Annotated in this window: 18 protein-coding genes; 8 read left to right on the forward strand and 10 right to left on the reverse strand. The window is 69.4% G+C overall.

Annotation, left to right across the window (positions count from 1 at the left end; genetic code table 11):
* Window positions 1-89: 89 nt before the first annotated feature.
* Window positions 90-686 (reverse strand): TetR family transcriptional regulator, encoded by a 597-nt coding sequence (locus BJY22_RS15700; protein WP_167207490.1) that lies wholly within the window; start codon window positions 684-686, stop codon window positions 90-92.
* Window positions 687-797: 111 nt separating this feature from the next.
* Between BJY22_RS15700 and BJY22_RS15705 the strand changes: the two genes are divergently transcribed.
* From BJY22_RS15705 to BJY22_RS15720, 4 genes are all read left to right on the forward strand, one after another.
* A complete protein-coding gene (locus BJY22_RS15705) occupies window positions 798-1,793 on the forward strand; it encodes a hypothetical protein (RefSeq protein WP_167207492.1) in 996 nt (331 codons plus the stop codon).
* Between the two features lie 190 nt (window positions 1,794-1,983).
* Entirely contained in the window at window positions 1,984-3,381 is a 1,398-nt protein-coding gene (locus tag BJY22_RS15710; protein ID WP_167207494.1) for an extracellular solute-binding protein, read from the forward strand.
* A 28-nt stretch (window positions 3,382-3,409) separates the two neighbouring features.
* Entirely contained in the window at window positions 3,410-4,333 is a 924-nt protein-coding gene (locus BJY22_RS15715) for an ABC transporter permease subunit (RefSeq protein ID WP_167207496.1), read from the forward strand.
* On the forward strand, window positions 4,330-5,157 hold the full coding sequence (locus BJY22_RS15720; RefSeq protein WP_167207498.1) for an ABC transporter permease subunit: 828 nt from the start codon (window positions 4,330-4,332) through the stop codon (window positions 5,155-5,157). Before BJY22_RS15715 ends, BJY22_RS15720 begins: the two co-directional genes overlap by 4 nt.
* Before the next feature lie 127 nt (window positions 5,158-5,284).
* On the opposite strand, the gene BJY22_RS15725 is transcribed toward BJY22_RS15720, so the two are convergent.
* Window positions 5,285-5,956 (reverse strand): hypothetical protein, encoded by a 672-nt coding sequence (locus BJY22_RS15725; RefSeq protein WP_167207500.1) that lies wholly within the window; start codon window positions 5,954-5,956, stop codon window positions 5,285-5,287.
* A 161-nt stretch (window positions 5,957-6,117) separates the two neighbouring features.
* The gene (locus tag BJY22_RS15730) at window positions 6,118-7,329 is read right to left on the reverse strand and encodes an MFS transporter (RefSeq protein ID WP_167207502.1); all 1,212 of its coding nucleotides are present in this window, start codon (window positions 7,327-7,329) and stop codon (window positions 6,118-6,120) included.
* 142 nt (window positions 7,330-7,471) lie between these two features.
* Here BJY22_RS15730 and BJY22_RS15735 point away from each other — a divergent pair, with 142 nt between their 5' ends.
* On the forward strand, window positions 7,472-7,897 hold the full coding sequence (locus tag BJY22_RS15735; RefSeq protein ID WP_167207504.1) for a CBS domain-containing protein: 426 nt from the start codon (window positions 7,472-7,474) through the stop codon (window positions 7,895-7,897).
* 40 nt (window positions 7,898-7,937) lie between these two features.
* On the opposite strand, the gene BJY22_RS15740 is transcribed toward BJY22_RS15735, so the two are convergent.
* Genes BJY22_RS15740 through hisN form a run of 3 tightly spaced genes read right to left on the reverse strand, consistent with a single transcriptional unit; the run spans window position 7,938 to window position 11,405 of the window.
* Window positions 7,938-9,287, reverse strand: a complete 1,350-nt coding sequence (locus BJY22_RS15740) for a M16 family metallopeptidase (protein ID WP_167207506.1) — start codon at window positions 9,285-9,287, stop codon at window positions 7,938-7,940.
* A complete protein-coding gene (locus BJY22_RS15745) occupies window positions 9,284-10,594 on the reverse strand; it encodes a M16 family metallopeptidase (protein WP_167207508.1) in 1,311 nt (436 codons plus the stop codon). Before BJY22_RS15745 ends, BJY22_RS15740 begins: the two co-directional genes overlap by 4 nt.
* Window positions 10,595-10,625: 31 nt before the next feature.
* The gene (hisN, locus tag BJY22_RS15750; RefSeq protein WP_167207510.1) at window positions 10,626-11,405 is read right to left on the reverse strand and encodes a histidinol-phosphatase; all 780 of its coding nucleotides are present in this window, start codon (window positions 11,403-11,405) and stop codon (window positions 10,626-10,628) included.
* A 146-nt stretch (window positions 11,406-11,551) separates the two neighbouring features.
* Here hisN and BJY22_RS15755 point away from each other — a divergent pair, with 146 nt between their 5' ends.
* Window positions 11,552-12,043, forward strand: a complete 492-nt coding sequence (locus tag BJY22_RS15755; RefSeq protein WP_167207511.1) for a DUF2231 domain-containing protein — start codon at window positions 11,552-11,554, stop codon at window positions 12,041-12,043.
* 257 nt (window positions 12,044-12,300) lie between these two features.
* On the opposite strand, the gene rsgA is transcribed toward BJY22_RS15755, so the two are convergent.
* Genes rsgA through BJY22_RS15775 form a run of 4 tightly spaced genes read right to left on the reverse strand, consistent with a single transcriptional unit; the run spans window position 12,301 to window position 16,000 of the window.
* On the reverse strand, window positions 12,301-13,311 hold the full coding sequence (gene rsgA, locus BJY22_RS15760; protein ID WP_167207513.1) for a ribosome small subunit-dependent GTPase A: 1,011 nt from the start codon (window positions 13,309-13,311) through the stop codon (window positions 12,301-12,303).
* The gene (aroA, locus tag BJY22_RS15765; RefSeq protein ID WP_167207515.1) at window positions 13,311-14,582 is read right to left on the reverse strand and encodes a 3-phosphoshikimate 1-carboxyvinyltransferase; all 1,272 of its coding nucleotides are present in this window, start codon (window positions 14,580-14,582) and stop codon (window positions 13,311-13,313) included. The genes rsgA and aroA overlap by 1 nt, the downstream gene beginning before the upstream one ends.
* Before the next feature lie 49 nt (window positions 14,583-14,631).
* Entirely contained in the window at window positions 14,632-15,210 is a 579-nt protein-coding gene (locus BJY22_RS15770) for a DoxX family protein (RefSeq protein WP_167207517.1), read from the reverse strand.
* Window positions 15,211-15,268: 58 nt separating this feature from the next.
* The gene (locus BJY22_RS15775; RefSeq protein WP_167207519.1) at window positions 15,269-16,000 is read right to left on the reverse strand and encodes a DsbA family oxidoreductase; all 732 of its coding nucleotides are present in this window, start codon (window positions 15,998-16,000) and stop codon (window positions 15,269-15,271) included.
* Window positions 16,001-16,085: 85 nt separating this feature from the next.
* On the opposite strand from BJY22_RS15775, the gene BJY22_RS15780 reads away from it, so the two are divergent.
* Together BJY22_RS15780 and BJY22_RS15785 are read left to right on the forward strand one after the other, a co-directional pair.
* Window positions 16,086-16,907 carry an aminoglycoside phosphotransferase family protein gene (locus BJY22_RS15780; protein ID WP_337758730.1) on the forward strand — a complete coding sequence of 274 codons (822 nt, stop codon included), beginning with the start codon at window positions 16,086-16,088 and terminating at the stop codon, window positions 16,905-16,907.
* A gap of 15 nt (window positions 16,908-16,922) precedes the next feature.
* Window positions 16,923-17,678 carry a DUF4097 family beta strand repeat-containing protein gene (locus BJY22_RS15785; RefSeq protein ID WP_337758731.1) on the forward strand — a complete coding sequence of 252 codons (756 nt, stop codon included), beginning with the start codon at window positions 16,923-16,925 and terminating at the stop codon, window positions 17,676-17,678.
* The last annotated feature ends 4 nt before the right edge of the window (window positions 17,679-17,682 follow it).

The following is a 17,682-nucleotide window of genomic DNA, read 5'->3' on the forward strand; positions in this document are numbered from 1 at the left end:
TCGACGCTACGGACGGACGGCGTACCGGCCGATGGTGCTGGACCGCCACGGCAGGTGGACCAAAGTCCACCCTCTGGTAACGCAGCACCCTAGTAACGCAGCAGCGCTCGCAGCCCTTCGGCGTAGCTCTCGGGGGTGACGTCGCCGATGACCAGGCGCTGGAGGATGAACCCGGGCAAGGTGCCGAACATGACCTGCGCGACATGCTTCGGGTTGGCGTCCGGGTCAACCGTGCCGTCGGCCTGAGCGCGGCGGACGACCGCCTCGAAGTGGTCGCGCAGCCGGGTGTACTTGTCGGCCGCGGTCGCCATCACCGCCGGGTTGCGCAGCGCCTCGGACCAGGCCTGCACTCCGACCCGGGTGACATCGCCACCGGGGCGTTCCGCGATCACGACGACATGCTTGAGCGCGGTCTCCAGCGCGGCGACAGGAGTCAGCGGACCCTCGGTGGCGAGGATCTGCTCGAAGACCTCGTCGACGGTGCTGAGCGCGTCCTCGGCGATCGCGCCGACGATCTCCTCCTTGCTCTTGAAGTACCCGTAGACGGCGCCCGCGGACAGCCCGGACTCGCGGATCACGTCCGCCATCGTCGTCTTGTGGAACCCCTCCTCGATCACGCAGGTGCGGGCTGCCGCGACGATCTGGGCGCGGCGGGCCAGGCGGTGTTCATCGGTGACCTTGGGCACGTCCGCAACATAAAACGAATGTCCGTTCTTGACAAGTCACCCGCCCACTGATCAGGCTGGAACCGATAAAGAACGATCATTCGGTTTTATTGCGCGAGGGAGTGCAGAACCATGACCACTGAGGCGCACGCGGCCGACCGTCGCCGGCCGCCCCTGATCGCCGTCATCACTCTGCTGACCGCGGTCCTCACGGTGTTGCTGATCGCGTTCGCCTGGCCGTCCGCCCGCTCCGAACCGCGGGACCTGCCGATCGCCGTCTCCGGTCCGGCGCCCGCGGTCGAGCAGATGAAGGCCAAGCTCGACCAGGCGATGCCGGGCGGCTTCGAGATCACCGCCGTACCGGATCGGCAGGCGGCCGTGCAGCGGATCCAGGACCGCGACGCGTACGGCGCGATCGTGCTCGACGCGGCGCAGCCCGAGATTCTCACCGCATCGGCCGGTGGACCGTCGGTCGCACAGGTGCTGACGCAGGTGTCGGCCAGGATGTCGCCGGAAGGCCAGGTGAAGGTCACTGATGTCGTCCCGCTGCCGAAGGACGATCCGCGCGGCGCAGGCCTGGCCGCCGGCGCGCTGCCGCTCGTACTCGGCGGGATTCTCGCCGCCGGCGCCCTGACCCAACTGGTGCGCTCCGGAACGAAGCGGATGATCGGTGCACTCACATTCGCCGTCACCGGTGGCCTGGCGCTGGCCGCCGTACTGCAGTACTGGCTCGGCTCGTTCGAGGGCAGCTACCTGGGCAACTCCGGCGTGATCGCGATGTCGATCGCGGCGATCAGCCTCACCCTGCTGGGCCTCGAATGGTTGCTCGGTATGGCGGGACTCGCCCTCGGCAGTGCGGTGATGATGCTGCTCGGCAACCCGCTGTCCGGGATGACGAGTGCGCCGGAGATGCTGCCGAGCGGCTGGGGTGCGCTGGGGCAGCTGCTGCCGCCGGGTGCGGCGGGTACGGCGTTGCGCTCGGTCAGCTTCTTCGACGGTGCGGGCGCCACCCGGCCTCTCGTCGTACTGAGCTGCTGGCTGCTCGCCGGTCTGGTGTTCTGCGGCCTCGGGGCACTCCGTGGCCGGGGACACGCCGTACCCGCCCGTCATGAGGCGGTCACGGCCTGACAAAGTAGTGGTATGGCAACGCGGTGACCGGATCGTTACGTTCCGGTCACCGCGTTACTGCGCTACAGGTGCGACAACGTTGTCTGTCAAGCATTGACTTCGGTCAGCGAGGGCTCCTACGGTCGCGGGAAAGCCCGCTGGGGTTGGGCCGTAGTACCGGGATGACAACGATTGCCCGAAGGTGGACCTGATGGTGACAAGGAAACGTTTCAAAGCAGCGGCCGCGCTGGGTGCGCTGCTGCTGGCGGTCTCGGCCTGCAGCCAGGGCTCGACGACCAAACAGCCGGAGACGGGCGGCTCGCAGAGCGCCGGCCCGGCGAACATCAAGATCGCGTACCAGCAGTGGGGTCCGGGCACGGTGATGAAGAACTTCCTCGCCGGTGTGAAGACGGAGTACGAGGCGGCGAACCCCGGCTCGAAGGTCGAGATCCTGCCGATCGTTGCCTCGGAGAACGACTACTACACCAAGCTGCAGCTGATGATGCGGTCGCCGAACACGGCACCGGACGTGGTCTACGAGGACACCTTCCTGATCAACTCCGACATCACCGCGGGGTACCTGAAGCCGCTCGACGACTACATCAAGGGCTGGGACCAGTGGGGCCAGTTCGAGGAGACCGCCAAGGGCGCGGCCAAGGCGCTCGACGGCAAGACGTACGGCATCCCGGACGGCACCGACACCCGCGCGCTCTGGTACAACAAGCAGCTGTTCGCGAAGGCTGGACTGCCGGAGGACTGGCAGCCGAAGACCTGGGACGACGTGCTCAGCGCGGCCCGGACCATCAAGCAGAAGCTCCCCGGTGTCACCCCGCTGAACGTGTACTCCGGCAAGCCGATGGGTGAAGCGTCCGCGATGCAGGGCTTCGAGATGCTGCTGTACGGCACCAAGGACTCGCTGTACAACCACGACCAGAAGAAGTGGGTCGTCGGCAGCCAGGGCTTCAAGGACTCGCTGAACTTCATCAAGACCATCTACAGCGAGGGCCTCGCCCCGTCGCCGAAGCAGGCGCTCGACCCGAACATGGGCAGCAAGGTCGGCACCGAGTTGCTGCCCGGCGGCAAGCTGGGCATCGCGCTGGACGGTTCCTGGATCTACAGCAACTGGCAGAAGACCGGTGCGAAGCCGTGGCCGCAGTGGACCACGGTGCTCGGCCAGACCGCGATGCCGACCCAGGACGGCGGCGGCAAGGGCAAGGTCAGCCTCTCCGGCGGCTGGACCTGGGCGATCCCGGCGAAGTCCAAGAATCCGGACGCGGCCTGGAACCTGATCAAGACCCTGCAGACGCAGAAGAACGCGACCAAGTACGCCACCGACGGCGCGCAGATCGCCGTACGGAAGGACGTCGCCGAGGACCCCGGGTACAAGAACTCCGCGAAGAGCACGAAGTTCTTCACCGACCTGGTGTCGGTGACCGTGTACCGCCCGGCGTTCGCGGAGTACCCGAAGGTCTCCAACGAGATCATCACCGCGATGGAGGCGGTGATGACGGGTCAGTCCTCGCCGGACGAGGCCGCGAAGAACTACGACGAGGCCGTCGAAGGCATCGTCACCAAGGACAAGACGACGACCCAGAGCACCGGCCAGTAATCCCTGGCCCGGAAGGGAAATCTCCCCTGTGACGACGACTGTCGCGCCGACCACGGCCGCGCCCGCTCAACCGAGCGGCCGGCCGCGGGCGGCGAACTTCCTCCGCATGCTGCCGCTCTCCCCGGCGATCGGGCTGATGCTGGTCTTCCTGGCCGGCCCGATCATCTACTGCCTGTACGCCGCGTTCACGAACATGGCGCTCACCGGCACCGGTGCCGCGGACGTCAAGTTCGTCGGGCTGGAGAACTTCCGCAAGGCGTTCGGCAGCGGCGCGTTCACGAACGCGATCTGGCTGACGCTGGTGTTCACGCTGATCTCCGCGATCATCGGCCAGAACACGCTCGGCCTCGGCCTCGCACTGCTGATGCGGAAGTCCAACCGGATCATTCGCAACTTCGTCGGTACGTCGGTGATCGGCGCGTGGGTCCTGCCCGAAGTGGTCGCGGCGTACCTGCTGAGCGCGTTCTTCAACGACGAGGGCACGCTGAACGTGATGCTGCACGCGGTCGGCCTGCCCGGTCAGGACTGGTTGTACGCGGCACCGATCATCGCGGTGTCGCTGGCGAACATCTGGCGCGGTACGGCGTTCTCGATGCTGGTGTACTCCGCCGCGTTGAGCGAGATCCCCAAGGAGATCGAGGAATCCGCCGAGATGGACGGCGCCGGCGGGTGGCGGCGGCTGCTGTTCGTGACGCTGCCGATGATCACCCGCGCGATCATGACCAACCTGATGCTGATCACGCTGCAGACGCTGAGCGTGTTCGGCCTGATCTACGCGATGACCCGCGGCGGCCCGGGGACCAAGAGCCAGACGCTGCCGCTGTACATGTACGAGCAGGCGTTCAGCTTCTCCCAGATCGGCTACGGCACGGCGATCGCACTGGTGATGCTGGCGATCGGCGCGGTGTTCTCGCTGATCTACCTGCGTGGACTCAACTCGGAGGCAGCGTGATTGCCCGCGACCGGATCAGCAAGCTGGCATCGAACCTGGTCCTGCTGGCCATCGGCATCCTGTTCGTGCTTCCGCTGCTGTGGGTGCTGTTCGCGTCGATCAACCGGACCGCGGGGCTGCGGGTCGAGTTCCCGACGGATCCGACACTCGGGAACTTCAAGGCGGTGCTGAACACCGACACGACGTACCGTCCCGTCCTGAACGGCGTCGTGCTGTGCGGTGGGGCCGCGTTGCTGACGATGGTGTGTGCGGTGCTCGCGGCGTACCCGTTGTCGCGCTTCAAGACGCGGTTCAACCGGCCGTTCCTGCTGACGGTGCTGTTCTGCACCGGGTTGCCGATCACCGCGGTCATGGTGCCGGTGTACGGGCTCTTCGTGCAGCTGAACCTGGTCGACACGATCGGCGGCACGATCATGTTCATGGCGACTTCGGCGTTGCCGTTCGCGATCTGGCTGACGAAGACGTTCATGGACGGCGTACCGATCTCGCTGGAGGAAGCGGCCTGGGTCGACGGCGCCGGCAACATGCGCGCACTGTGGGCGATCGTGCTGCCGTTGATGTGGCCGGGGATCGCGGTCGTGCTGATCTTCACGTTCATCGGCATGTGGGGGAACTTCTTCGTCCCGTTCATGCTGCTGCTCTCCCCGGAGCGGTTGCCGGCGTCGGTCAGCATCTTCACGTTCTTCGGCCAGTACGGCGAACCGAACTACGGGCAGCTGGCGGCGTACTCCCTCATCTACACCACCCCCGTCCTCCTCCTCTACCTCCTCCTCAGCAAGAAACTAGGCGGCGCCTTCGCCCTAGGCGGAGCCATCAAGGGCTAGGACACCGCCGCGCGGCACAGCCCGGCGAGTCGTGGATCTTGGTCGCGTACGCGCGCCGATATCCACGACTCGCGGTTCGGCTCCGGAGCCAAACGCCACGACTCGGCGTCGCGCTCCCCTGGAGGGGTCAGCGGGTGGCTAGGGTGTGGCGGGCTTGTTGCCAGGAGTCGAGCCTTTCCTGGAACGTGGCATTCCATTGAGAGTCGGGGGCGGCGTCGGCGAAGCGGGACAGGGCGATGGGGGCCAGGGTGGTGGCTGCTTCGGGGGCGCCTTCCAGGACTATGGCCAGGCGGACGACGAAGGTCGTCAGGCGGGTCAGGCGGGAGTGATCCGGTGTGGCTTCCAGGTCCTTCAGTTGGGAGCGGAGCTGTTTGACGGTGCGTAGCGCCGTACGGTGCTGACCGCGGCCGGGGACCGGGTCGAGTTCGTCGGGCGGGATGCCGAGCAGTTCCGCGAGGTCGGCCGACGGCTCGGCCGGCGTGGACTTGCCGAAGAGGCGCGGCTTGTCGGCCTGGAGGCGTTCGGTGATCTCGTCCAGCAGTTGGTCGACGCTGCTGACGAGGGCCGGTACGGCGTGATCGGCGGTCCTGCGGCGGTTGGTCTCCAGCGCGGTGACGCGGGCGTGCTCCGCCTCGACGGTGGCTCGCAGCGTGTCCGGCCAGTCGTCCAGTCCGGTCAGCTCCTGCTGGCGCGGCGCGGACGGGTTGAGGGCACTCGCGTCGAGCGGTTTGTCGCCGGCGCGAGCCGCGGTGATGTCTTCCTCGAGCTTCTTCTTCGGGCCTGGAACGATTGAGCTCACCCATCCACCCTACGCACGTCCGAGGGTACGACGCCTCCGCATCTGCTGGGTTGGCGTCCGAGGTGCTGGGTTAGCGGCCGAGATCCGGGACGCCAACCCTGCATCTCGGACGTATACCCACCAAAGGCGGAGGCGGCGGCGCGGTCACCGAAGCGGGTGAGTCAGGTGTCGAGGCGGCGCAGGTTCCAGACCGATGGGACTATGAGCGTGACGACGGTGATCAGGACGAACAGTGCGGCGCCGTACAGTTCGACGGCCTTCGCGCTGATCGCGACCGCGACGTACCCGACGGTGAGCTGGCCGGCGGGGCCGGCGATGAACGAGCCGAGCATGTCGTACGACGCCACGCGGGACAGCTTGTCGATGGGTACGTGCTGGCCGAGCGCGGTCTCCCAGCTGATCCCGAAGATGTCGAAGCCGACCCCGAGCAGGAACGCGGCGATCGCCATCGCCCACAACTGCGGCAGCAGGGCGAGGCACAGCATGACCGGCACGGTGAGGAGCATGCCGAGCATCCCGGTGCGCAGCGGCCGGCGAGGCTTGAGCCGGAGCATGACGATGCCGCCGGCAACGAGTCCGGCGCCGAAGCAGGCGCTCACCACTCCCCAACCCGCCCGGCCGAAGGTGCGGTCCGCGATCACCGGTCCGAGGACCTGGTAGCAGGCCGTGAAGATGAGGTTGAGCAGCCCGAACGCGAGCACGATCACCCAGACCCACTGCCGGGAAGCGAACTCGCGCCAGCCCTCGCGCAGATCGGTCAGCACCGAGCTCGCCGCCCGCTCGATCCGCGGGATCGTCAGCCGGGACAGCAGCAGCGCCGCGAGCAGGAACGTCACGCCGTCCACCGCGAGCCCGATTCCTGGCCCGGTCAGCCCGACGATCACGCCGGCGACCGCGCCTCCGCCGATCATCGCCGCCGATCGCGCGAACCCGGAGATCGCGTTCGCCTGCGGGAGCTCGGCCCGGTCCACGATCGACGGCAGGATGCCCGTCATGGCCGGCATCACGAACGCCGCCGCGACCCCGTTGACCGCTTCGATCACCGCGAGTTGCCAGATCGTCGCGTGCCCGCTGAGTACGAGCGCCGCGGCCAGGCCCTGGGTGAGTCCGCTGACAGTGTTCGCCACGACCAGCACCAGGTGCCGGGGTAGCCGGTCGGAGATCACCCCGCCGAGCAGCAGGAACACGATGTTCGGGGTGCTCCGCGCCGCCAGCACGGTCCCGACCGCGGACGCCGAGTGCGAGACGTCCAGTACGGCGAACACCAGCGCCACCGGGGCGATCGACGATCCCAGGATCGAGACGAACCGCGCGGACACGAACACCCGCACGTCCCGATGCCGCAGTACGGCCAGGTCCTCCCGGAACGTCACCCCCGCCACCCCTCTCCCGAGCCCGGTGATCGTATCCGACCGGGCCGCCGGCCGGGCAGCGGATTGTCCTTCGTTGTCACTGGGGGTGATCGCGGGATTGCCGTTACCGTGGGGTATTGGTCCTCGAACTGCAGGAGGCTCCGTGAAGATCAACGACGTACTGCGCGGCAAGGGCAACCAGGTCGTCACCATCTCCCCAGAAGCCACTGTCACCGAACTGCTGGCCCTGCTGGCCGAACGCAACATCGGCGCGGTGGTGGTCAGCCCGGACGGGTCGGCGGTCGCCGGCATCGTGTCCGAGCGGGACATCGTTCGGCTCTGGAACGGTACGCCGGAAGCGGGCGACGTCCGCGTGAGCGCGATCATGACCTCGGAGGTGCACACCTGCACACCGGACGACCACATCGACAACCTGATGCGGCTGATGACGGACCAGCGGATCCGGCACGTCCCGGTCGTTGTCGACGGCAACCTCGCCGGGCTGGTCAGCATCGGGGACGTCGTCAAGTCGCGGATCGGTGAGCTCGAGTTCGAGAGGGAGCAGCTCTCCAACTACATCAGCAGCTGACCGCGGCCGCCCCGGGACGTACTCCGGGGCGGCAAGCAGCTCAGCTCAGCTCGATCAGGTCTCCGAGGTCGAGGCCCTCGAGCTGCGGGCGCACGTCCTTCGCCTCCCCGACGACGACCACGAGCAGGCCGTCGGTGCCGACGTACCGCCGGTAGGCCTCGGTCGCGGCCTCGGCCGTGGTGGCGGCGATGGTGGTCAGGTACGTGTCGGCGAAGTCGATCGGTACGCCGTTCGCGATGTTGCTGCCGACCTGCTGGGCGACCGAGTCGGCCTGCTCGTACCGCAGCGGCGCGGTCCGGATCAGGCTGTCCTTCGCCTCCTGGACCTCCTGCTCGGTGAGACCGTCGCGGGCCTCCCGCAGGATGCGCAGCGCGTCACCGATCGCGGCGCCGGTGACCTCGGTCCGTACGGCGCCTCCGAGGCTGAAGGTCCCGCCCTTGCGCGGGGCCGCGAAGCTGGTCCGCGTCCCGTAGGTGTAGCCCTTCTCCTCGCGCAGCACGGTGTCCACGCGCGACGTGATCGTCCCGCCGACGACGTGGTTCGCGACCGCGGCCGCACCCCACGCCGGGTCCCGACGGTCCGGGCCGGCGCAGCCGATCAGCAGCTGGCTCTGGACCGAACCCGGCCGGTCGACCAGTACGACCCGGTTGCCCGGGAGGTAGATCGGCTCCGGTGTCTCGACGGTCGGCGCCGCCTCGGAGGACCAGCTGCCGAAGGCCTCGTCGATGATCGCGGCGACGTCCACGCCGGTCGCGTCACCGGCGAACAGGATCTCCGCCCGCTCGGGGCCGATGTTCTTGTGGTAGAAGTCGGCCACGGCGACGTTCGTGAGCGGCCTGATCGTGTCCGGCGTCCCCGCGGTCGGCCGGGAGCGCCGTGTCGACGGGTCGAAGAGGTGCGCCGCGAACGCCTCGCGTGCCCGGTACCCGGCGTTCGCCCGCTCCTGGTTGATCTCGCCGAGCCGGATCGTCACGTGCCGCCCGACATCGGCCTGGTTGAACGCGGGCCGCGTGATCGCCTCGGCCAGCAACTGCACCGCCGGCGCGAGATGCGACACCGGCACGGAAATCTCTACGTGCAGCGCGTCCGAGCTGACGTCGACGCCGTACGCCGCTCCGTGCCGCTCCAGGGCGGCCGCGAACTCGTTGGCCGAGTGCAGCTCGGTGCCCTCGTCGAGCGTCCGGGACATGATCGTCGCGACGCCTTCGAGCTCGCGCGGCTCGGCGATCAGCGGCATCGCGATGGTCACGCGCACCGTGGCGACGTACTGGCCCGGGCGGTCGAAGACGTGCACCGGCGTACCGACGCTGGTCCGGGTCGTGGTCGCGTCCGGGAACTTCCACGGCCGCGGGGCGCCGACGGGCGGCGGGGTGGTCAGAACCTGGTTCATTCCTGTGCTCCTCCCGAAGCCGGCACCGAAGTCGACGCCGTCTCGCTGCGGCGGTAGGTGACCTGTGCGCGGCCCTCCGCGCGGATCCAGGTTCGCGCCGCCTCCTGGACCTGCTCGACCGTGACGGCCTGGATCTGGTCGATCCGGGTGTTGATCCGGTTCGCGTCGCCGAACAGCAGGGCGTGGTGCGAGATCTCGTCGGCGCGGCCCGCGCACGTCGCCAGCTGCTCCAGCCAGTCCCGCTCGGCCTGCGCCTGCACGGTCGCGAGTTCCTCGTCGGTGACACCGTCGAGAGCGAGCTTCTCGATCTCCTCGAGCAGTGCGTCCTCGACCTTCTGCAGGTCGACGCCGTCCGACGCGATCCCGGTCAGCGTCCCGAAGGACACCCCGCCGATCAGCGGCAGCGCCCCACCGGACACCGACTGCGCGATCTGCTCGTCACGGACCAGCCGCCGGTTCAGCCGGCCGCTCTGCCCCGCGGCGAGGATGTCGAGCGCGAGCCCGGCCGCGTCGAGCTCCGGCGTACCGTCCACCGGCAGCCGGAACATCATCGTCACCAGGTCGGACGGTACGTCGGACACCACGTCGTCGCGGCGTACTTCGGTCAGCGGGCCGATCGTGCCGTCCGGCGCGGGCGGCGGCGCGGGGATCGCCGGCAGATGGCCGAAGTACCGCTTGGCGGCGTCGAACGCGTCTTCCTCGGACACGTCCCCGACGATCGTCAGGACGGCGTTGTTCGGGCCGTAGTACTTGCGGAAGAACGCGTGCACGTCCTCCAGCGACGCCGCGTCCAGGTCGGCCATCGAGCCGATCGTCATGTGCGCGTACGGGTGGTCCTCGGGGAACGCGAGCCGCACGAGCCGCTCGTACGAGTCGCCGTACGGACGGTTGTCGTACGACTGCCGCTTCTCCTCCTTGACCACGTCACGCTGGTTGTCCAGGTTCTCCTGGTTGACCGCGTCGAGCAGGTAACCCATCCGGTCCGCCTCGAGCCAGAGCGCGAGGTCGAGACCGCCGCTGGGCAGCGACTCGAAGTAGTTGGTGCGATCGAAGAACGTGCTCGCGTTGAGGCTGGCGCCCGCGGTTTCCAGCAGGCTGAAGTGCTGACCGGAGGCGACGTTGCGCGACCCCTGGAACATCAGGTGCTCGAAGAGGTGCGCGAAGCCGGTCAGCCCCGGCGGTTCGTGGCGCGAGCCGACGTCGTACCAGAGGTTGACGGCGACGATCGGAACGGCGCGGTCAGAGCTGACGACGACCCGCAGGCCGTTGTCGAGCATCTGCTCCGCGATGGCGTACGTCAAGGGCATACCGGCCACCATACGTGGTCGGTAAACCAGTTCACTCCAGGTGTTTCAGGACCTCGTCGTGGAGGCGGCCGTTGGTGGCGACGGCGTTCGGGCCGTTCGGGCCGGGGGCACCGTCGACGGAGGTGAAGCGGCCGCCGGCCTCCTCGACGATGATCGCCAGCGCGGCCATGTCGTACAGGTTCAGCTCGGGCTCGGCGGCGATGTCGACGGCGCCCTCGGCGACCAGCATGTACGACCAGAAGTCGCCGTACGCGCGGGTCCGCCAGACCGAGTCCATCAGCTCGGCCCACTGGTCCTTCTTGCCGAGCTTCTCCCAGCCCTTGAGCGAGGCGTACGACAGCGAGGCGTCCTCGAGTTTGCTCACGTCGCTGACCCGGCACGGCTGCGACGAGTGCAGCGCGCGGCCGGTCCAGGCGCCGTCGCCGTACGACGCCCACCAGCGCTTCCCGAGCGCGGGAGCCGACACCACGCCGACGACGACCTGGTCCTCGATCATCAGGCTGATCAGCGTCGCCCAGACCGGGACGCCGCGGATGTAGTTCTTGGTGCCGTCGATCGGGTCGACCACCCAGCGGCGCACACCCCAGCCGGAGGTCCCGTCCTCTTCGCCCACGAACGCGTCCCGCGGGCGGGCCCGGGCGAGCGTCTTGCGCATCACGTCCTCGACCTTCTTGTCCGACTCGCTCACCGGGGTGAGGTCGGGCTTGGTGGCCACGTGCAGGTCGAGCGCCTTGTAGCGGTCCATCGTGGTCGAGTCCGCGTCGTCGGCCAGGATGTGGGCGAGCCGCAGGTCATCCGTGTGCGAAGGCATGCCGGAAGGCTAGCCTGATCCGTCCGCCGAGGGGTCCGGGAGTCCGGTAAACGTTGCGGATCGGTTGCGCCGTGGATTGAACCGAACGAAGTCGTTGAACGTGCCATTAGTGTCTGATCACGTCCTACGACTGCCGGGAGGCGTCAATGTTCGAGCGCTTCGGGGACTTGCCACTGCACGTGCTGGTGATTCATCTGGCCGTGGTGCTGCTGCCGATCGCCGCGCTGACCGGGATCGTCTTCGCGCTGGTGCCGAAATGGCGCTGGCTGCTGCGCTGGCCGGCACTGCTGCTCGGGCTGGGAACGGTGGTCGTCGCGCTGGTGGCGAAGCTGAGCGGTGAGGCGTTCGTGCAGGCGGTGCCGACGCTGGAGAAGGCTGTCGCGGTCCACGAGGAACGCGGCAACCTGCTGGTCTGGTTCTGCGTGCTGTTCGCGCTGGCTGCCGTGGCCGCGTTCCTGCTGCTCGGCGGGCCGTCCGCGCTGGCCAGCGGTAAGGGTGCGAAGGCAACGAAGAGCCGCCCGCTGGAGCTGGTCACCCAGGCGGCCGTCGTGGTGGTCGGCGCGCTGGTCATCTGGCAGACCATCCGTACCGGCGACGCCGGCGCGAAGGCGGTCTGGGACGGCCAGCTCCCGAAGTAGCCCCTGTCTCGCGCCGCGGCTTCGCGAAGTTGGCCGCTCGCTCTCCGTGGATCTTTTCAGAACCCACCGGCCGCGCTCGCCGCGAGGTGGTCCCAGTCCCATGCGATGTGTTCGCTCAGGCGAGGCATCCCCGGTCACGAGACGAGACCGGGTGGTTCGGGCCCGGGCGAGGAGCAGCCGAACGAGTGGGGAGTCCTACCCACCTCACGCGACCAGCAGAACTCCCCACGCCCGGACGCAATGACGGCGCCGACCGCTCAGCTGCTTGCGGCGCGGCTGGCGAGCAACCGGCGGAACGACGCGACCCGGTCGGCGTCGGCGCGGCCCTCGGCGACGGCGTCGTCCAGGGCGCAGTCGGGGGCGTCGGCGGTGTGGACACAACCGCGCGGGCAGTCCTCGGAGATGTCGGCCAGATCCGGGAAGGCGTGGATCAGCTTGTCCGGGTCGACGTGCGCGAGACCGAACGAGCGGATCCCGGGGGTGTCGATCAGCCAGCCGCCGCCGGGCAGCCGCAGGACGACGGTGTTGGTCGACGTATGGCGGCCGCGGCCGGTGACCTCGTTGACGATGCCCACCGCCCGGGCGGCGCCGGGGATAACGCCGTTCACCAGCGTGGACTTGCCGACGCCCGAGTGCCCGACCAGCACGCTGGTGCGGTCCTGGAGCTGCTCGTGGAGGGCGCTCAGGTCGCCGCCCTGGTGGGTCGCGACGGACTCGACGCCGAGCGGTCGGTAGATGGAGAGCAGCGGATCCGGGTCGGCCAGGTCGGTCTTGGTGAGGCAGAGCAGCGGTCGCATGCCGGCGTCGTACGCCGCGACCAGGAAGCGGTCGATGAGGCCGGTGCGGGGCTCCGGGTTGGCGACCGCGACGACGATCACCAGTTGGTCCGCGTTCGCCACCAGCGGGCGCTCGACCGGGTCGTCGTCATCGGCGGAGCGGCGCAGCAACGTGGAGCGGGGGACGACCTCGACGATCCGCGCGAGCGTGCCCTCGTCGCCGCTCGCGTCACCGTCGAGCTTCACCCGGTCGCCGACGATCACGCCCGTGCGGCCGAGCTGCCGCGCCTTCATCGCGGTCACCTCCCGGCCCGCCCGGCCGGACGGCGGCTGACCATGGGCCCCGTCCTCCACCCAGCAGGTGTAGCGGCCGCGGTCGCGGGTGATCACGAACGCCTCGGCGGCGTCGACGTACGAGGGGCGGTCCTTGGTCCGCGGCCGGGTGCGGCGCTTCGGCCGGTCGTACCGGGCCTCCTCGTCGTACCGCGACATCAGCCGACGAGCCCCGGCCACATGTCGGGGAACTCGGGCAGGGTTTTCGCGGTGGTCTCGATGTTCTCGATCCGCAGGTCGTCGACGAGCAGACCGAGGACTGCGGCGGCGTGCGCCATCCGGTGGTCGTCGTACGTGTGGAAAAGCCCAGCGTGCAAGGGCTTCGGCCGGATCTCCAGCCCGTCCTCGAGCTGCGTGACGTCACCGCCGAGCGCGTTGAACTCGGTCTCGAGCGCCGCCAGCCGGTCGGTCTCGTGGTTGCGCAGGTGCGCGATTCCCCGCAGGTACGACGGTCCGTCGGCGAAGGCGGCGACCGCGGCGATCACCGGCGACAGCTCGCCCACCTCGCTCAGGTCGAGGTCACAGCCCTGGACCCGTCCGGTCCCGCGCACGGTCAGACCGTCCTCGGTCCGGGTCACCTCGGCGCCGAACCGGGTGAAGATGTCGCGCAGCTGGTCGCCCGGCTGCGTGGTCTCCGACGGCCATCCGGTCACGGTCACGGAACCGCCGGTGATGACGGCCGCGGCCAGGAACGGCGCCGCGTTCGACAGGTCCGGCTCGATCGCGGCGTCCAGCGCCCGAATGGGGCCGGGAGCAACCACCCACCGGTTCGGCTCCGCGTCGTCGACCGTGACACCGCGCTCGCGCAGCATGGCGACCGACATGTCCAGGTGCGGCTGTGACGGGACCGGCTTGCCGTCGTGCCGGATGTCGACGCCCTCGTCGTACCGCGCGCCGGCCAGCAGCAGCGCGGACACGAACTGGCTCGACCCGGACGCGTCCAGCGTAACCTTGCCGCCCCGCACCGAACCCGTGCCGGACACGGTGTACGGCATCCGGCCCGTGCCGCCGTCGTCGATCTGTACGCCGAGGGCGCGCAGCGCGTCGAGGATGACGCCCATCGGCCGCTCCCGCGCGTACGGGTCACCGTCGAACGCGACCACGCCGTCGGCCAGCGCGGCGACCGGCGGGACGAACCGCATCACGGTCCCGGCCAGACCGCAGTCGACGCTCGCGGGGCCCTTGAGCGAGCCCGGGGTGACCGTCACCGTCGTACCGCTCTCACTGATGCCGACGCCGAGCGAGACCAGCGCGGACCGCATCAGCGCGGTGTCGCGGGCAGCGAGCAGGCCGGTCAGGTGTGACGGGCCGTCGGCGATCGCGGCGAGGATGAGCGCGCGGTTGCTGAGCGACTTCGATCCGGGCACGGTGACCCGACCGTTCACCGCTCCTTCGGCCCGCGGTGCCGCCCATCCCTGCTGCTCGCTCATCCCACTCCTCAGCTCAGTCCTGTGATGCACTGAGCCTAGGGCATCGGGATCAGCCGAGGTGGAGCTCGGCCTTCGCGAGCTTGGCGGCCTGCTTCGCCTCGCGGGCCAGCTGCCGCGCCTCGCGCTTGGCGGCCTTCGCGCCGCGCTTGGTCTCACGCTTCGCCGCGCGCGCACCGTGCGTGGCCCGCCAGGCGACGCCCGGCTTGCCCTCGGTGTCGACCGCGGCGAGCAGCAGACCGCCGAGCACGCCCAGGTTCTTCATGAACGCGATCTTCTGCTGGTTGCGGGCGTCCTTGTCCTTCTCCTGCCAGAACGCGTGCCCGGCGAGCGTCGTCGGGACCAGCGAAGCCGCGAGGACGGACGCGCCGAGGCGCCGGCCCTTGCCGGTCGCCAGCGCGAGACCGCCGAGCACCTGGACGGCACCGTTCAGCCGGACCAGGTTGGCTGTCGTTTCGGGGATCCGGTCGCTGACCTGCGGGGGCGCGACCTTCTTCACCATCGGCACGAACCTGTCGGTGACCGGCTGTGCCTTGGGTACCAGCGGCTCGGGGTTCCGGACGGCGTTGGCGCCCTGCACGACGAAAATGACGGACAGCAACGGCCTGGCCAGTGCGCGCACGACAGTCATGCCTCCTTCATACACCACGATTCGTACGACATCCGGTACCCACCGCTGAACCTGCGACTCAGATGGGGCAGCCGTCCGGGCCGCACGCGGCGTCACCGTCGGTGGCCGCTCCCGGCGCCGTGATCAGGGTCACCGGCTTCCGGTCCGCGTTCGCGCGGCGCAGCGCCTCCTGGAAGACCTCCACGGGCTGGGCGCCGCTCACGCCGTACTTCTCGTCGATGACGAAGAACGGTACGCCGTTCGCGCCGTACGCCAGCGCCTGCGCCTGGTCCGCCTCGACGTCCTCGGTGTACGTCGTACCCGCCAGGACCTCACGCACCCGGTCAGTGGGCAGGCCGGCCTCGGTGGCCAGGTCGGTCAGCGTGGCGTGGTCACCGACCGGGAGGCCGTCGGTGAAGTACGCCTTGAGCAGCCGCTCCTTGAGACGTCCCTGCGTGTCCGCCGGTACCTCACCGGCCTCCGCGAGGTCGCGGGCCAGGTGGAGGAGACGGTGCGCGTCGACCGTGTTGACCGGCTTCGCCTGGTCGAGGTGGTACTCCAGACCGACCTCGGCCGCCACCTCGGTGACCTGGGCGTTGGCCTGCAGACCCCACTCACGGCCACGGCCGTACTTCTCGCCCAGCCGGGTCGCCAGGTCCCGCGGGTCGTCGTTCGTCGAGGACGGGTCGAGCTGGAAGCTGTGCCAGACGATCTCCGCCTGGTCGCCGCTCTCCGCGAGAGCCTGTTCGAGCCGCCGCTTCCCGATGTAGCACCACGGACAGACGACGTCGGACCACACATCAACGCGCATAATCGTCGGCAACTGAACACTCTGTGGACCTATTCCCAACCAGCTCCGGGTGTGACGCGTCTGACGCTCCATGGATGCGGATCTCGTGCGGACCCTGTTGAAAGAGCAGCACCCCGACCTCGCGGATCTGCCGTTGAAGGAGGTCGTCGGCGGCTGGGGCAACCAGATGTGGCGGCTCGGCGACGACCTGGCCGTCAGAATGCCCCGCATCAACCAGGCCCCCGAACCCCTCCGCCGAGAACACCAGTGGCTGCCCGGCCTCGCCGCCCAGCTCCCGCTGCCCGTCCCGACGCCACTGCGCCTCAGCGATCCGTCGGACAGCTTCCCGCGGACGTGGATGATCACGACCTGGGTGCACGGCGAACCCGCGGACCACGCACCGATCACGGCGCCGGCCGCTGCCGATGTACTCGCGGAGTTCCTGAAAGCGCTGCACACCGAGGCGCCGGCCGACGCGCCGGTGAGCGAACGGAGCACTCTCGCGCCGAGCCCCGGCTTCGACGAGGTGCAGGCGTCTGTCGGCCGCACCGACGAGATCCGTGCGGTCTGGGAGGACGCGCTCGCAGCACCGGAGTGGGACGGGGCGCCGGTGTGGGTGCACGGCGACCTGCACCCGGCGAATGTGGTCGTTGCCGACGGCACGCTCACCGGCGTCGTGGACTTCGAGGAGGTCGGCGCCGGCGACCCGGCCAACGACCTCGCGGCCGCCTGGATCCTGCTCCCGGAGGCGGAGCGCTTCCTCGACGCCTACGGGGCGGACGACGCGACGGTACGGCGAGCGCGCGGCTGGGCCGTCACGCGCGCACTGTTCCTGATCGCCATGGGCATCAACGGCGAGAAGGGGATTCCCGGCGGCAAGACCCACTGGGGTCCGATCGGGCGCGCGGCCTTGGAACGGGTGCTCTGACAGGTGTCAGCGGCCGTGTCAGCACGGCGGCGGTTCGGTGTCAGCGCGGTCCTGGATCTTGGTGTCAACAGCCAGTCGAACACACACCAGGAAGGCACCACGATGCCGACGTACAGCACCCCCGAGCCGATCTCCGCAGTTCTGAACATCCCCGCCGGAAGCATCCGGCTCGTCGCCACCGACCGGACCGACACGGCCGTCGAGGTGCTCCCCGCGGACGCCTCGAGGAGCCGCGACGTGAAGGCCGTCGAGCAGACCACGGTCGAGTACGCCGACGGCGTCCTGCGGATCGCGGTCGTCGCGAAGAACCAGTACTTCGGTCCCTCCGGCGCCGTCGCGGTGACGGTGCAGCTGCCGGCCGGTTCGCGGGCCGAGGTGAAGGCGGCCAGCGCCGTTCTCCGGGCGACCGGTCGCCTCGGCGACGTCGTGATCGAGAGCGCCCAGGGCCCGATCGACCTCGAGGACGTCGCGAGCGCTCGCATCACGAGCTCCGCCAGCGACGTCGCCGTCGGCCGCCTCGAGGGTCCCGCGGAGATCCGCACCAGCAAGGGCGACATCCGGATCGCCGAGGCCCGGCGCGGCGCGGTCGTCCTGCGCACCGAGGTCGGCGAGGTGGAGATCGTCGCCGCCGCCGGAGTCTCGGCCACGCTGGACGCCGGCACCGCCACCGGCCGGATCAACAACGCGCTCAAGAACAGCGCGGGCGCCGGCGCCGAGCTCACGATCCGGGCGACCACCTCGGTCGGCGACATCATCGCCCGCAGCCTCTGAAGCA

The organism is Kribbella shirazensis (assembly GCF_011761605.1).
In the GTDB taxonomy this organism is placed as follows: Bacteria; Actinomycetota; Actinomycetes; order Propionibacteriales; family Kribbellaceae; genus Kribbella; species Kribbella shirazensis.

Excerpts from the sequence above, each read along its gene's own strand:
- BJY22_RS15705 (WP_167207492.1), top strand. The coding sequence starts at position 798 with ATGACCACTGAGGCGCACGCGGCCGACCGTCGCCGGCCGCCCCTGATC.
- BJY22_RS15710 (WP_167207494.1), top strand. The coding sequence starts at position 1,984 with ATGGTGACAAGGAAACGTTTCAAAGCAGCGGCCGCGCTGGGTGCGCTG.
- BJY22_RS15740 (WP_167207506.1), bottom strand. The coding sequence starts at position 9,287 with ATGAACCAGGTTCTGACCACCCCGCCGCCCGTCGGCGCCCCGCGGCCG.
- BJY22_RS15745 (WP_167207508.1), bottom strand. The coding sequence starts at position 10,594 with ATGCCCTTGACGTACGCCATCGCGGAGCAGATGCTCGACAACGGCCTG.
- hisN (WP_167207510.1), bottom strand. The coding sequence starts at position 11,405 with ATGCCTTCGCACACGGATGACCTGCGGCTCGCCCACATCCTGGCCGAC.
- BJY22_RS15755 (WP_167207511.1), top strand. The coding sequence starts at position 11,552 with ATGTTCGAGCGCTTCGGGGACTTGCCACTGCACGTGCTGGTGATTCAT.
- rsgA (WP_167207513.1), bottom strand. The coding sequence starts at position 13,311 with ATGTCGCGGTACGACGAGGAGGCCCGGTACGACCGGCCGAAGCGCCGC.
- aroA (WP_167207515.1), bottom strand. The coding sequence starts at position 14,582 with ATGAGCGAGCAGCAGGGATGGGCGGCACCGCGGGCCGAAGGAGCGGTG.
- BJY22_RS15770 (WP_167207517.1), bottom strand. The coding sequence starts at position 15,210 with ATGACTGTCGTGCGCGCACTGGCCAGGCCGTTGCTGTCCGTCATTTTC.
- BJY22_RS15775 (WP_167207519.1), bottom strand. The coding sequence starts at position 16,000 with ATGCGCGTTGATGTGTGGTCCGACGTCGTCTGTCCGTGGTGCTACATC.